Origin of the sequence: Paenibacillus sp. B2(2019), assembly GCF_008370385.1 — a bacterium.
Classification (GTDB): Bacteria; Bacillota; Bacilli; order Paenibacillales; family Paenibacillaceae; genus Paenibacillus_AQ.
Genome location: NZ_VTZR01000008.1, coordinates 37,194 through 52,314 on the forward strand (window position 1 = coordinate 37,194; position 15,121 = coordinate 52,314).

A 15,121-nucleotide genomic window follows, 5' to 3' on the forward strand; every position below is an offset into this window, starting at 1 on the left:
TCAGAAACAGGATTTCTGTTACTGAGAAAACTCCTTTTTAAGTATTTAGAGTATAGCTTGTCGCTTGACATAATATAGGGTAGGGGGGTATACTAATGTTAAGAAGAGGATGATGCAAACAATGGAAATCATCACAAAAGTGGAAGAGGTGTTTATATAATGACTACTGCTGCGGCGGGACAATCACAAACATCATTACAAATCACAGGGATGACTTGTGCTGCTTGTGCAAACCGCATAGAAAAAGGCTTGAACAAGTTAGAAGGTGTAACAGAAGCCAACGTAAACTTTGCAATGGAAAGGGCTACAGTGACTTATGATCCGAACATAGTGGACGTAAGTAAGATGGAAGCAAGTATTCAGAGGCTAGGGTATAGCACGGCTAAAGAAGCTGTAGATTTACAGCTTGTAGGTATGACATGCGCTGCTTGTGCATTGAAAATTGAAAAGACTCTGAATAAACTGCCTGGCGTAAGCACCGCTAGTGTGAACTTTGCGATGGAAACAGCACATGTCGAATATAATCCCGTTGAAGTTTCTGTATCTGACATGCAGAAGCGGGTGGAGAAGCTTGGATACAAGGCTGTTCCCAAACAAGAGCAAGGTGACCCAGCGGAACAGCGACAACAAGATTTATCCAAGCAAAAACGTAAGCTGCTGATCTCCGCGATTCTATCGTTTCCACTGCTGTGGGCGATGGTGAGCCACTTTTCCTTCACTTCGTGGATATGGCTGCCTGATCTTTTTATGAATCCATGGTTCCAATTGATTTTGGCAACACCAGTTCAATTTTATATTGGTAAACAATTTTACATCGGTGCTTATAAAGCACTACGTAACGGCAGTGCGAACATGGATGTTCTAGTTTCACTTGGGACCTCAGCGGCCTTTTTTTACAGCCTTTATTTAACCATTGTTTGGGCTGTCGATGGTGGGAGCGCGCATCATGGACCAGAAATGTATTACGAAACGAGTGCAGTATTGATTACTCTGGTTCTAATGGGAAAATTGTTCGAATCCTTGGCAAAAGGACGGACCTCAGAAGCTATTAAATCCTTGATGGGACTGCAAGCCAAGACAGCTTTAGTTGTCCGCAATGGTGAAGAATTAAGCATTCCGGTAGAAGAAGTTATTACTGGTGATATAGTACTTGTTCGTCCAGGGAATAAAGTACCTGTAGATGGTGAAGTTCTGGAAGGGATCTCTTCGGTAGATGAATCCATGCTGACCGGAGAAAGCCTCCCTGTTGAAAAGAAAGCCGGAGATTCCGTCATTGGAGCGACGATTAATAAAAACGGTATGCTTCGAATTAAGGCAACAAAAGTAGGTAAGGAAACTGCTCTTGCGCAGATCATCAAAGTGGTAGAAGAAGCGCAAGGTTCAAAAGCTCCTATTCAACGGGTTGCTGACGTCATCTCTGGTATCTTTGTTCCTATCGTTGTTGGGATTGCCGTTATTGCATTTTTAGTGTGGTACTTCATCGTAACACCGGGTGATTTTGCAGGAGCTTTGGAAAAAGCAATCGCCATTCTGGTTATCGCTTGCCCTTGTGCTTTGGGTCTGGCTACGCCAACCTCCATTATGGCTGGTTCCGGACGTGCAGCTGAACTGGGAATCCTGTTCAAAGGCGGAGAGCATTTAGAGCAAACACATAAAATTGATACGATTATCTTGGATAAAACAGGCACAGTAACAAAGGGCAAACCTGAGCTTACCGATATTTTGGTCGAAGGCAACGAGACAGAATTTCTTAGACTGGTGGGTGCAGCCGAGAAGAATTCAGAACATCCACTTGCAGAAGCTATTGTCGCAGGCATCTTGGAAAGAAATATTGAATTGCCAGGGACAGAGTCTTTTGAAGCTATACCGGGTTTTGGGATCAAGGCTGTCGTGGAAGGCAAAGAGCTGTTAATTGGTACTCGGCGTCTCATGGACAAATACGGTGTAGAGGCAAGTCATGCTTATAACATCATGTCTACTTTAGAAGAATCCGGTAAAACAGCAATGCTTGTTGCTATAAATAAAGGGTACGTAGGTATGGTAGCTGTTGCGGACACCATTAAAGAAACCTCTCAGGCTGCTGTCAGTCGGTTGAAAGGAATGGGAATCCAGGTCATCATGATTACCGGAGATAACGAACGTACGGCAAAGGCGATCGCTGCCCAAGTTGGCATTGATCATGTACGCGCTGAAGTGCTTCCAGAAGGAAAAGCGGAGGAAGTGAAAAAATTACAAGCGCAAGGAAAGATAGTAGCTATGGTTGGCGATGGTATTAATGATGCTCCAGCTCTAGCTACTGCAGATATTGGGATGGCAATCGGTACCGGTACGGATGTGGCTATGGAAGCTGCGGATGTTACTTTAATGCGAGGCGATCTATCCAGTATTCCTGATGCCATCTACATGAGCCGTAAAACGATGACTAATATTAAACAAAATCTATTCTGGGCACTTGGATACAACTCCCTTGGGATTCCAATCGCAGCACTTGGTTTCTTGGCTCCATGGGTAGCAGGTGCAGCAATGGCTCTCAGTTCGGTTTCCGTTGTACTTAACGCGCTTCGTCTACAACGTGTGAAGATCCGTAACTAAATCGCTTGAGGAATGGAGACGGAGATAAGGATATGGGAGAGATAACGAAAATCGCAGTTGCGCCTCCAATTCAAGTGGGAGGAAGCCTGTTCACGCCAGAGCAGCTTGCTACAATTGGAGCTATTGTAGGGACGAATGCAAGAATTGAAATGACATCTTTTAAACAGCTATATTTGGAGGTACCTCTGGAACATCGTGAAGAGATTGTGGAACAACTTGAGCGTACAGGCTTGGAAGTATATCCAGCGGGTTTTGTCACGAAAAGCCTGATTGCTTGTAATTTTTGTAAAGGGGCTGAGGAAGCAGGTCTGGCAGTTGCACAGAAATTAAATCAGTCCATCGCAGGGATTGAAACACCTATGCCACTGAAGATTGGTTATGCGGGCTGTGCACTCGGAACAAGCGAGCCTTTGTTGAAAGACATTAGTGTTGTCAAAATGCGTAATACCTATGAGGTTTTTATTGGAGGAGAACCTAAAGGACTTAAGACTTCAATCGCACAATCTCTTAGATCAGGGCTAAGTGAAGATCAACTCATTCCAGTGATTTTGTCATTGATTAACTACTATAAAGCCAACGCCAAAGGCAAAGAGAAATTCAGAAAATTCATTGACCGGACAACGATAGAATTGCTGCAACAAGTTGTTGCAGTGTAGGGTAAGGTTATAATTTTAAGAGGGGCTTCCTTTACAGGAGCTCCTCTTTTTTGTGTGATCTAAGAATAATGTACAAAATGAAAAGTTTGTAAAATTAATAAACTATTTAAGTAAATAAAGTGTTAAAATTTATAAAAATAATACCTTTATTATCAAGATAAATAGATGCCATAGGGGATGGCATGGAAGATGCGATGATCATTATATAAACAGAATGAGAGGGAAGTTGACCAAATTATGATCAATCTTAGTTCAGAACGAAAACAGCAAGTTAGCTATATTGGGATTACTGAGGCTGATTTAAATGTATTGAAAAGTAAGGAGAAAGAATTCAAGCAAATCGTAAGCTCCCTTGTAGATGAATTGTATAAGCAGATGATAGAGGAACCTGAGCTACTTCACATCATTGAACAGCACAGTACGCTTGATCGATTGAAGGAAACACAACAGTGGTATTTTTTATCCATGGCCTCGGGTGTGATTGATGAAGCATTTATTGAAAGACGACTGCTTATAGGCAAAATTCACTCGCGTATTGGTCTGACCACGAATTGGTATTTGGGCACTTACATATTATATTTGGATCTCGCTACAGCTTATTTTGAACGGATATTACCGACTGATTGGAAACCCGTCATTCATGCATTAACCAAGATGTTTAATCTGGATTCACAGTTGGTTCTTGAAGCCTACGAAGTCGATGAAAAAGCAAAAATAGAAAATTTATTGGAAAAGCAAAACCATTTGCTTACAGGTGTTAGTTCTGCGGTTCAAGAATTAGTATCCTTAATGGTTCAACTGAAAGATAGCAGTGAATCCATTGAGGAATTAGCTAGTAAGAATGCTGATTATCAAGAGAAAACACATCAAACTGTGTTATATCTCGACAAAGAGGTAGAGTCTATTCATCAAGTGGGTACAATGATTAGGGAAGTAGCTGATCATACGCATCTTTTGGGCTTAAACGCAGCCATTGAAGCGGCAAGAGCAGGGGAGTATGGTAGAGGATTTGAAGTCGTCGCGAATGAAGTGCGCAAGTTAGCTCGTCGCTCTAAAGATTCAATAGGGACGATTGATGAGAAGCTGAATAATATCAACTCCACACTGTCAAAGGTGAAAAAAGAATCGGAACACAATTCCATGTATTCCAGAGATCAGGTGAAGGGCTCTCAAGAACTGGCTTCCTTCGTGAATCTGATTGAAAAAGTGACCGTCGAGTTAGAAAACTTGAAATAATCAAGAATGTCTTATATTGCGGATCGAGTGTTAACTACTCATTTCTGGTACAAGGAGCGATGAGTGATGAGTGTGCCTGTAGATCATCATGAACAAGATGCAGAAAATTCATCTAGAAAGATTGTGGCAGGTTTATTCATGTCGCTGGATGGGGTTGTAGACTCGCTTGAAGCCTCACCTAAGAAGTGGGGGAGCAATGAAATGAATGAGACGATTGCTGCGGGTGTTGCACAGGCGGATACTGTACTGCTTGGACCACGTACTTACAAGATGTTAGCCCAGTTCTGGCAGCATCAGAGTGACGATCTACCCATGGCAAGATTCCTGAACCATTCTGACAAATATCTGGTCTCCAGTACGATTACGGAGGACATGCTCGAATGGCAACCTGCGAGCCTGATCAAGGGCAATCTCTTTGAGGAGATAATGGAGCTAAAGCAACAGCCTGGAAAGAACATTCAGATCCCTGGTAGTCCGAAATTAGTCAGATCCCTATTACAAAATGGATTGTTAGATGAGCTTAGGCTTAATATCTGCCCCGTAGTCGTTGGCTCTGGCATGCGTCTTTTTGACGAGATCACGAATCAAGTCCCACTTCATCTTGTGGACTCAAAAGCTTACAGTAACGGTGTAGTAGGCTTAACGTATCGCATATAATCTTTGAAATGAAACACTCCTTCAGAATATTCTGAGGAGTGTTTTTTTGTTTAACAGTGCGGTTTAGACGTCGGTTTTGGAAACACCGTTTAAGCTGGGAACATAATCGGCAGCTTTATCGATGTTTACCATCTGAGCCGCTTCATTAAAGTTATTGTTATTCTGTGCATTGTTTTTCTTACTTGGTTGATGTTTGCCTGGTTCACCTTTGGGACTGGCGTTATTTTTTGGCATGACATTCACCTCCATATTCTCCCCATAGTATGAGAAGGTAGTTTGAATTTTATGCCAGACCTTGACAGTTATATAGTAGAAAACTCCCAATTCAATTGGAGGCTTTTTACTTTGAGGGGGCCTAGGGGAGTTCAGCATCGGCTAAGTTTATGGTTGTCTCGGACTTACTGAGTCCTTTGATGACATGGTGCAAAAAATCTACAGCTAACCAGTTCGAACCAGCTCCCTACGTGCCTAGTAAACCAGTGCTTGTTCGGATGAAGGAGGGGGGGCTTCGATTGCATTAGAACTTTGGCAGATGCCAATGGCTGCTTTCGGTGCTTCTACCGCTTAGACCCCTTCCTCTAGGGATGCTGGGGCATCCCTTTTTTTGCTGGTCACAAGCTTAAAATTTGCGGTTTTTACCACAATGATTTTCGGTGTAAAGCTATAAATAATAAGATACACTTTATTCCAGTGATGCATATTACGTGGAAGGAGCTGTGCAAAATGAATAGTAACTTTATGTTAAGCATTATGCTGGGTGTCGCTGCAATTATTGTGCTGAGAAGACTAATGTCGGAACATAGGCCTATGGGAAAAAGAGCGTTTAGGATTATGCTGCCGATTCTATTCTTAAGCCCTGGCCTACTGCTGCTGCTAAACGGTCAGGTACATCTTCAACAGAATGAAACACTGCTGGCTATACTTGTAGGATTAGCTTTCTCGGTTCCGCTGATTATTACAACGGCTTATGAGAAAAGGGATGGCCGAATTTACACCAAGAGGAACATAGGTTTTCTCTACTTTTTCGTAGGGATCTTGATCTTGCGTGTTATTCTCAGAAGTTATCTTCTCCAGATTGAACCGCAAAATATGGCTGTGCTGCTGTTTATCGTCGCGTCGTCCTACATCATTCCATGGAGACTAGCCAGTTATCTGAAGTTTAAAAAGATGATTAAATCAGACGTTTCGATGGAATAACGATACTTGCTTTAACAAAGGATCCGCGGGTAGAATGCGGGTCTTTTCTTATGGGCAACTGGACCACGCAACTGGACAATTTATGAACCAACATAATTGCGGTGCTTGGCTCGTAAAAGCGCAAAAGGTTTGTGGTTAAACCAGGGGTGGTTTTCGGTGAAAGGTCTGATAGGCTGTTGTAAGATTGACTTAAGAAACAAACTCGGCTATAGGATGATTTTCAGAAAAGGATGTGAGTGATATGGAATTGCACGCTTTACACATAGAAGGTGGCATTCCGGAACAGCAATATCTACATCTTTTGCTTTCAACTGATGCTGGTATGCGCAAACGGATTTCTAGCTTCTATAGAAGGGAAGATGCGGAGCGTTCGCTTGCAGGTATTTTCCTTGCCAAAACAGTGATTGCCGACAGAATTGGACAGCCGGTTAGACGCATCCAGTTCCAGGAAAACCCTTATGGTAAGCCAGAGGTTAGCGGACTGAACATTCATTTTAACATTAGTCACTCCGGTGATTGGGTCACATGTGCTCTCGACGAGCAGCCGATCGGAACGGATATTGAACAATGTCATTCCTTACCTCCCGCTATTGGAGATCTATGCTTCACGGAAGAAGAGAAAGTTTATCTGGCAGCAGATTCGCATGAATATCCTAATCGCTTCTACGAGCTATGGACCTTGAAGGAGAGCTATATCAAGGCTTTGGGGAAGGGGATGTCGATCCCTTTACAATCCTTTTCTATTCAAAAATGTCAGGAAGAAAGCAGGTTCAAATGTTACATACAGAATCATTTACTGGAAGATTGGGCTTTTGAGACCTTTAATGACATAACTGGTTATCAATGTGCTGTTTGCTGCCATCCCAAGAGCATACCAGGGCAGTTGAAGTTGTGGAGTTTAAATGATTTTTACTATCCTAAGTTGGAGTTGGCGTAATGATGAATCATATAAAAGTGTTCTGTATTCCATACGCGGGCGGTTCTGCAGTCACTTATGAACGCTGGAAGAAGCGGATACCGGATAAGAATGATATGGATTTTATTCCGCTGGAACTAGCCGGAAGAGGTCGCAAGTCGAATCTTCCTTTTTATGAAAATATGGAAGAAGCCGTTGAAGATTTGTATCAGAGTATCAGCTATGAGTTGTATGAGCCCTATGCGATATTTGGGCATAGTATGGGCAGTCTGATCGCGTTTGAATTATGTCACAAGCTGCAAGAGAAGGGGCTGCCGGGGCCGGAGCATATTTTTTTCTCAGGTAGAAGATCTCCTTTTATCCCCTCGCCTAATCATAACTTTCATATGCTATCTGATGAGGAGTTTGTACAGGAAGTGCTCAACTACGGGGGGACCACTAGACAGGCGTTGGAGCATACAGAGCTTCGCGAGTTATTTCTCCCGATTCTACGAGCCGATTTTAAATTAGTCGAGACGTATCAACCTAGATTAGACCGACCCAAATTTTCAGCCAACATCAGTGCATTCGGAGGAAAAAGGGATGTCCAGGTTACACTTGAAGACCTTCAATCCTGGGGGGAGACGACTACGGGACAGTGCCGCACCAGTATTTTTCCGGGTAATCATTTCTTTATTAACGAATCGTTGGATGACGTCATTATGAAAATTTATATCGCCTTATATTTGGAGAGGATCTTCCGGGTTGCTATACCTGGGAAATAAAGGAGGTTTCAATTTCAATGTCGACAACACCCATTAATCAATTGTCCAAATCCTCTGATCCGGTATGGATTGAACGGTATGAGGATGAGAATATGAAGCTAGATCTCTCATGGGGAAGTCCACTGAACAGCCAAGCAGTTAAGAATGAGGATTCTCTGGGCTATGTGGATTTCACATTTTCAAGTCGAACATTTACCGCTTTCCGTAAGTTGGCACATACACACGGTTTTTCGATATATTCAGGGATAATGACCCTGTATGCGATGGTGTTATATCGGTATACTGGCGAGAAGAATTTCCTTATTAATCACGAATGCTCCACCGGTCATCATGAGATACAGCCGATCCCATGCACGGTAGATTCGGGACAATCTTTTATAGAAGCCTGGGAACAAACTGAGAATCATGCGAGGGAGAATCCGCGGTATGCTGCTGAAGCTTTTATGGAGCGGACTGCAGAATGGATAAGAGAAACACGGTCGAACAGCTATGCTATAGGTCATTCTGCAATCTATGAGAGCAGGACATTATGTACATTCACTCCTTATGATCTGGCGCTGAATATCGTTGTAGGTGATAATGATCTATCGCTGCGCTTGATTTATAGCAAGACAGCCCTCCGCAGCGCTTCTATCCGCAGCCTGTCCCGTCATCTAAGCAGAATGGCCACTAATGCCATCCGGCAGCCATTTACCCCTATTGCTTCTATTGAAATGCTCTCCACCTTAGAAAAACGCCGCATTCTGATCGACTTCAATGCAACGGACACCCTTCTTCCAGTACAACAATCGATTCATGAGCTGTTTGAAGAGCAGGTCAAACTTGCAGCAGAACATCCGGCAATTGTTCACGAAGGCGGTCAAATTTCTTATCGTGAACTAGATGAACAAGCGAACCGATGGGCGAATTTTCTGGCAAGTGAGAAGCAGACGGGACGGGAGACCCGGATTGGCTTATTGATGGAGAGTAGTTCTGAGCACATAATTGCTTCCCTAGCGGTCCTTAAGAGCGGAGGCGCTTTTGTACCGATTCACGTTGGCTTACCTCAAGATCGAATCACGGATATCATCGAGAGTTCAGGGATTGAAACTCTACTGTCCTGTCAAGAACATGCATTAATGTGTGAGCAGCAGGCAGCAGTGACTGACCTGAAGAGCTGTGTATACTTCGATACTGGTAAACAAATGATTCGTACCGACAAAGGATTGGAGCTTGTAACGATATCATGGGAGAACATCAGCAGCAAGAAGCCGGAGCATGTGGGAAAGCTTGAGGATTTGGCTTATATTATTTTCACTTCGGGAACAACCGGTAAACCCAAAGGTGTAATGATTGAACACCGAGGGTTGGTTAATCTGGCAACGATGTATGCCTCTGAGTTCCCTCTGGATGTGCCCAAACGTGTAGTACAGTTCGCTAATGTATCGTTTGACGCATCTATTTGGGAATGGTTGCAGGCACTGACGTCGGGAGGAACACTTTATATCCCGCCCCGGGACATCATCTATAATTTCATTCGATTTGAACGATATATAAATGATTATGAAGTAAATACTGCAACACTTCCACCTGCTTATGCAGCATCCCTGCATCCTGAACGCATACATACGTTAAGACATCTTTTTGTAGTTGGCTCGGCTTCTACACCTGCTTTATTGGAACAGTGGGGGGAGCAAGTTCAATATATAAATGGCTATGGACCCACCGAATCATCTATCTGTGCAACCTATTGGAAGAAGCCGAAAGAGCTTGCGGCAAGCAAGCTCAAAGCGGTTCCTATCGGAAAACCGATCGCTAATTTCCAACTCTATATTATCGATCCTGATCAGAATCCACAGCCTATTGGCATTGCAGGGGAGCTGTGTATAGGAGGCATTGGATTAACTCGCGGTTACTTGAATTTGCCGGAAGTCACCAGAGAAAAATTGGTTCCACATCCTTTTCAATCTGGCGAGTGGATTTATAAGACAGGTGACCTTGCCAAATGGCTTCCTGACGGAAATGTAGAATATATCGGACGCATTGATCATCAGGTGAAGATTAGAGGTATCCGGATTGAGACCGAGGAGATTGAAACTGTGCTGCTGCAACATCCAGCTGTTAAGAATGCAGCCGTCCTTGATAAGAATAACGAAGAGGGTCAGAAATATCTTGCTGCATACTTAGTACTCGAAAGTAAAATTTCTACCTCTGAATTACAACAATATGTACTGAGTAAGCTTCCAGATTATATGCTCCCCCAGCAGTTCATCCAAGTGGATACGTCATTCCCCTTAAATGCTAGTGGGAAGATTGATCGGAAGAGGCTTATTCTTATAACAACTGAAATAAATGATAATAACCTATATATAGCTCCATCAAAACCACTAGAATTTGAGTTAACACTATTATGGCAGCAGGTGCTTGGAACAGATCGGATAGGCGTACAGGATGATTTTCTCCTATTAGGTGGCCATTCGTTGAAGGCTGCGGAGATCATAAGCGCTATTCTAGAGCATTATGAGATTCGCATCACCTTGGCTGACCTGCTCCGCTTAAAGAATATTCGTTCTTTGGCGTCTTTTATCGAGCAGAGCGACAAGACGATATCCACATCGATGGATAAGGTAGCTGAGCAAGCCTCTTATCCTGCTTCTTCAGCGCAGCAGAGGATTTATACACTCTCACAGGCTCACCCAGAGAGTACTCCTTACAACTTGCCAATGGCTATTGAGATCCATGGGGAGCTGGATTTAAGCAGACTCGAGATGGCTTTAAATGAGCTGATCCGCTGCCATGAGTCGCTCCGCACCTCTTTTAGCCTGGAGGAAGACGGTCTTCGGCAGAATGTGCATGAACAAGCAGTATTGAGTCTTAAGATCGCTGACAATCAACAATCTGCTGAGGAGACGATACAAGCCTTTATCGCTCCTTTTGATCTGCACCATGCTCCATTATTTCGGGCTTTATGGAAGGAGCTTGGACCCTCACGCGGGCTTCTATTAATGGATATTCATCATTCAGTCTGCGACGGGATATCCACCGGACTTCTACTGAGACAGCTTAATGCTATATACAATGGAGAGTTGGTCGCGACTCCTGCAAGAATACAGTATAAGGATTGCTCAAACTGGTTAGAGAAACAGCGGTGTATGGAGGACGGCAGAAGAGTAGAACAGTATTGGCTGAAATTATTCGAAGGGGAGCTGCCGATTCTGCAATTGCCCATCGATCACTCAGAAAGACCTTATTCCCAAACCGCAGGAGACCATTTGACACTACCCTTGACCCGAAAATTAGCTGACAAGGTGAAGGAAGCGGCAGGCCGCAGCGGAACAACACCCTATATGGTAATGTTAGGAGCCTTTCAGCTCTTATTATCCAGATACAGCGGTCAAGAGGACATGATCGTCGGTACGGTAAACAACGGAAGAAGTCATTCGGAGATGTCATCCGTTGTAGGAATGTTTGTGAATACCTTACCTTTACGGCTACGCCAGTACGGTACACAAACGGGAAGAGAACTTCTGGAAGCAGTCAAGCAACAGGTACTGGCGGCTTCTGAACATAGCTTGTATCCCTTTGAGAAGCTGGTTGGGCAGCTAGAGTTCTCTCGCAGCCATGAACCGAATCCATTATTTGATATTTTGTTTTCGATGGAGAATCTGGAACTGCCAGACTTGCGTCTTGGAAGGTCCCAAGGCATTTCTTATCCATTCCAAGACCCTGTATCCCGGTTTAAGTTAGCTCTGATCGTAACGGAGCAAGGCAAAGAGCTCTCTTTGAAATGGGAGTACCTCACCTCCACGTTCAAACAAGAGACGGTGGAGCGAATGAACGAGCATTACTTACAGCTATTGGAACAGCTGGTGACCAGACTGGATGACTCTATTTCAGAGTTCGAGATGATTACTATACCGGAGAGGGAGCAGCTGCTGAGCATCTTCAATACTGAATCCGTAGCGTTTCCTGAAGAAATAACAGCGTATGAATGGTTTATGTGCCAATCAGGGAAAACCCCGGAGCAGACCGCTGTGATCTGCGGAACGGAACGTTTGACATACCGTGAGCTAAATGAACAATCCAATCGCTTGGCAAGGGCACTAATAAGCAAAGGTCTGGGAAAAGACAGCATTGCCGCTGTGATGTCCCGTCCATCAGTGCATATGATTACAGCAATCCTAGCCATTCTGAAGAGTGGAGCAGCTTATCTTCCTATTGATCCTGATTATCCAGCGGAGCGCATTTCTTATATGCTTCACAATAGTGGTGCAGAGATCCTGTTGACACAAAGCCAATTCCCAGCTCCAGATGATTATGCTATAGAAATGCTGGATATAGATCATATGGAATGGTGTCTGGATTACGGAGCCGAGGATTTGGAATCCTTGAGCGGACCGGATGATCTGGCTTATATCATCTATACCTCCGGGTCTACAGGGATGCCTAAAGGGGTTATGATAGAGCATCGCTCACTGGTCCAATTATGTCATTGGCATCACCGGGCTTTTGCACTAAATGAGCAGGACCGGACGACTCAGTTTGCCGGATTTGGATTCGATGCAGCGGTATGGGAGATCTTCCCCTCCCTGTTATGCGGAGCCGAGCTTCACCTCGTTCAGGAGAATCTTCGCAAAGATGTCCATCGATTAAATGAATATATGAATTTAAATGGAATTACGGTTAGTTTCCTGCCTACGCCGATCTGCGAGCCTTTTATGTCGCTTCAGAATCAATCCCTACGCTTACTACTAACTGGAGGAGATACTCTGAAGTCGTTTATTCCGCAACGTTATAAACTAGTTAACAATTACGGTCCAACAGAGCATACGGTTGTAGCCACTAGCTTTCAGGTAGAGGAGAGCAGCGGGAAGATCCCTATCGGTAAGCCCATTGATAATACCTCCATTTACATCATAGATCCTTATTTCAGATTACAGCCGGTAGGTGTGGAAGGCGAGATTGCTATCGCAGGTACCGGAATCGCTAGAGGTTATTTGCATAACGAAATGTTAACTAACCAGAAGTTTGTGGACGATCCTTTTCATCCCGGCAGAAAAATGTATCTAACCGGAGATCGGGGCCGTTGGCTGACAGATGGCAACATTGAATATAAAGGGCGGGTCGACGATCAAATCAAAGTTCGAGGGTATCGGATTGAGCTTGGTGAGATTGAGTCGAAGCTGCTGCTTAACCCTGAGATTAGAAAAGCTGTGGTGATCAGTAAGACGGGGCATAACGGGGGCAACGAATTATATGGATATTGTATTCCAGCTCACCCTGGTGTCGTTGGAGAATCAATCAGGGAGCAGTTAAGAGAACAATTGCCTGAATATATGGTTCCTGCACAGCTTGTCTTATTGGAGAGCTTACCGCTTACTCCTAACGGAAAAATAGACAAAAAGCAGCTTGCACAAAGGTTGACGGAAAAGGCTCCGAAAATGATTAAGTTACCACCTACGAATACCATGGAACGGATTCTGGTTGAAGTATGGAAAGATGTACTCGGTGAGACTGCGGGGACAGAAGATCACTTCTATAGCTTGGGTGGAGATTCGATCAAAGCCATTCAGGTTGCCTCTCGATTACACAAATATGGCTTGCAACTGGATGTGAAGCACATTCTTCAGCAAAATACGATTCGCCGAATCGCACCGTTCGTGAAGACCAAATCTGTGCGGGTAAGAGATAAGGTGAAGCTGGAGTCGGCTGTGCTAACACCTATCCAGAACTGGCTGTTTCAGAATCCAGAAGGGGTACGTCATCATTTCAACCAATCCGTGCTTCTCTTCCATCAAGAAGGATTTAGCCCTGAAGGGGTTGAACGGAGTTTCGATCTTCTGTCCAGTGTACATGAGGGTCTGCGAACCAAATTCAGAAGAACCACAGAAGGGCAGTTTGAGTTTGAGGCTATAATCCAAGATTCTATCATCGAAGGCGGATTTTCAGTAAATGTGTATGACATGCGAGAAGAAGAACATCCGGAACAGAGAATGAGCGAAGAGGCAGATACGCTTCAAGCGGGATTAAATATAGAACATGGGCTACTTGTAAAGCTAGGGTTATTCCGAAGAACTGAGGGTGATTACCTTCTAATTGCTATTCATCACCTTATAGTAGATGGGGTGTCATGGAGAATCCTTCTTGAGGATTTCAGAAATATCTATACTCAGTTAATAACGGCAGAGCATGATACGAAAATTCAGCTTCCAGAATCGACTGATTCATTCTTCTATTGGGCGGAACAAATGAAGCAGTACACCCAAAGCGAAGAGCTGCTTAAGGAGCTTGCTTTCTGGAATAGAATCACCTCCTGGGAAGAAGAACCGCTGTATCCTGGTCTAACTTCCACCCATTTGGTTAACCAATCCAGCAGTGTTACCTTGCTATTTACCCGTGAACAGACGGAGGCGCTGCTGAAGGATACCCATCGCAGTTATAACACGGAAATTAACGATTTACTGCTGTGTGCAGTGAGCTTAGCGGTTAAAGATTGGATTGGACGACGGGCCATCAAAATTACAATAGAAAGTCATGGACGCGAAGAATTGTTTGTTGATACGGATGTGACTAGAACAGTAGGATGGTTTACCTCTGTGTATCCATTGCTGCTGGAGCTTATCGATCCCGATGACATTGGAGACTCCATCAGACGAACTAAAGAAACGCTGAGGGCCGTGCCACATAATGGTATCGGATACGGTGTATTGAAATACTTGAGCACAGAGCATAGACAAGGACTTGGTGAGATATCGCCGCCAGTGATTAGCTTTAACTTTATGGGGCAAATGGATAACGAAAATGAGTTATTCAGTGTATCGAATCTCTATAGAGGACAGGAAGTGCACCCGGAATTTAACCATAATCATGCGATAGCCTTGGAAGGTGTAATCAGCGGCGGCTGCCTTGAAATGGTCTGTCACTATAATAGGGAAACCATAGAACCAGCTGCAATATATGCATTCGCTGAGGCCTACAGACGTAGCTTACTGGCAATCATTGAGCATTGTCAGAACCGGAGAGAAGGGGAATTGACGCCGAGTGATTGCTCATCTGGTCAAATTGATTTTGAACTGCTTGGCGAGATCTTTGAATCCATCGGCAATTAAAAACGAATGTTTAGG

The 15,121-nt window shown here is 44.0% G+C and carries 9 protein-coding genes; 8 read left to right on the plus strand and 1 reads right to left on the minus strand.

The genetic code is table 11. The annotated features are described in order from the left end of the window. Positions 1 to 159: 159 nt before the first annotated feature. The 4 genes from PAENI_RS07340 to PAENI_RS07355 all read left to right on the plus strand — a co-directional run bounded on the left by PAENI_RS07340 (position 160) and on the right by PAENI_RS07355 (position 5,141). Positions 160 to 2,592 (plus strand): heavy metal translocating P-type ATPase, encoded by a 2,433-nt coding sequence (locus PAENI_RS07340; protein ID WP_149644834.1) that lies wholly within the window; start codon positions 160 to 162, stop codon positions 2,590 to 2,592. A gap of 32 nt (positions 2,593 to 2,624) precedes the next feature. Then, positions 2,625 to 3,248: an NAD(P)/FAD-dependent oxidoreductase gene (locus tag PAENI_RS07345; protein WP_149644835.1), complete on the plus strand. Its 624-nt coding sequence runs from the start codon at positions 2,625 to 2,627 to the stop codon at positions 3,246 to 3,248. Positions 3,249 to 3,485: 237 nt separating this feature from the next. Beyond that, complete coding sequence (locus PAENI_RS32930) at positions 3,486 to 4,484, plus strand: globin-coupled sensor protein (RefSeq protein ID WP_149644836.1); 999 nt, start codon at positions 3,486 to 3,488, stop codon at positions 4,482 to 4,484. 66 nt (positions 4,485 to 4,550) lie between these two features. Further along, positions 4,551 to 5,141, plus strand: a complete 591-nt coding sequence (locus PAENI_RS07355) for a dihydrofolate reductase family protein (protein ID WP_149644837.1) — start codon at positions 4,551 to 4,553, stop codon at positions 5,139 to 5,141. Between the two features lie 63 nt (positions 5,142 to 5,204). Here the strand turns inward: PAENI_RS07355 and PAENI_RS31770 are convergent, their stop codons facing one another. After that, positions 5,205 to 5,375, minus strand: a complete 171-nt coding sequence (locus PAENI_RS31770; protein ID WP_156113190.1) for a hypothetical protein — start codon at positions 5,373 to 5,375, stop codon at positions 5,205 to 5,207. A 489-nt stretch (positions 5,376 to 5,864) separates the two neighbouring features. Between PAENI_RS31770 and PAENI_RS07360 the strand changes: the two genes are divergently transcribed. The 4 genes from PAENI_RS07360 to PAENI_RS07375 all read left to right on the plus strand — a co-directional run bounded on the left by PAENI_RS07360 (position 5,865) and on the right by PAENI_RS07375 (position 15,106). Then, positions 5,865 to 6,338 carry a CcdC protein domain-containing protein gene (locus PAENI_RS07360; protein WP_042192000.1) on the plus strand — a complete coding sequence of 158 codons (474 nt, stop codon included), beginning with the start codon at positions 5,865 to 5,867 and terminating at the stop codon, positions 6,336 to 6,338. A 241-nt stretch (positions 6,339 to 6,579) separates the two neighbouring features. Then, complete coding sequence (locus PAENI_RS07365) at positions 6,580 to 7,275, plus strand: 4'-phosphopantetheinyl transferase family protein (protein WP_149644838.1); 696 nt, start codon at positions 6,580 to 6,582, stop codon at positions 7,273 to 7,275. After that, complete coding sequence (locus PAENI_RS07370; protein WP_149644839.1) at positions 7,275 to 8,018, plus strand: thioesterase II family protein; 744 nt, start codon at positions 7,275 to 7,277, stop codon at positions 8,016 to 8,018. The genes PAENI_RS07365 and PAENI_RS07370 overlap by 1 nt, the downstream gene beginning before the upstream one ends. Positions 8,019 to 8,035: 17 nt before the next feature. Then, a complete protein-coding gene (locus PAENI_RS07375) occupies positions 8,036 to 15,106 on the plus strand; it encodes a non-ribosomal peptide synthetase (protein WP_149644840.1) in 7,071 nt (2,356 codons plus the stop codon). The last annotated feature ends 15 nt before the right edge of the window (positions 15,107 to 15,121 follow it).

What these genes read in the sequence shown, in the direction of transcription:
- PAENI_RS07340 (WP_149644834.1), top strand. Translation starts at nt 160, where the DNA reads ATGACTACTGCTGCGGCGGGACAATCACAAACATCATTACAAATCACA.
- PAENI_RS07345 (WP_149644835.1), top strand. Translation starts at nt 2,625, where the DNA reads ATGGGAGAGATAACGAAAATCGCAGTTGCGCCTCCAATTCAAGTGGGA.
- PAENI_RS32930 (WP_149644836.1), top strand. Translation starts at nt 3,486, where the DNA reads ATGATCAATCTTAGTTCAGAACGAAAACAGCAAGTTAGCTATATTGGG.
- PAENI_RS07355 (WP_149644837.1), top strand. Translation starts at nt 4,551, where the DNA reads ATGAGTGTGCCTGTAGATCATCATGAACAAGATGCAGAAAATTCATCT.
- PAENI_RS31770 (WP_156113190.1), bottom strand. Translation starts at nt 5,375, where the DNA reads ATGCCAAAAAATAACGCCAGTCCCAAAGGTGAACCAGGCAAACATCAA.
- PAENI_RS07360 (WP_042192000.1), top strand. Translation starts at nt 5,865, where the DNA reads ATGAATAGTAACTTTATGTTAAGCATTATGCTGGGTGTCGCTGCAATT.
- PAENI_RS07365 (WP_149644838.1), top strand. Translation starts at nt 6,580, where the DNA reads ATGGAATTGCACGCTTTACACATAGAAGGTGGCATTCCGGAACAGCAA.
- PAENI_RS07370 (WP_149644839.1), top strand. Translation starts at nt 7,275, where the DNA reads ATGATGAATCATATAAAAGTGTTCTGTATTCCATACGCGGGCGGTTCT.
- PAENI_RS07375 (WP_149644840.1), top strand. Translation starts at nt 8,036, where the DNA reads ATGTCGACAACACCCATTAATCAATTGTCCAAATCCTCTGATCCGGTA.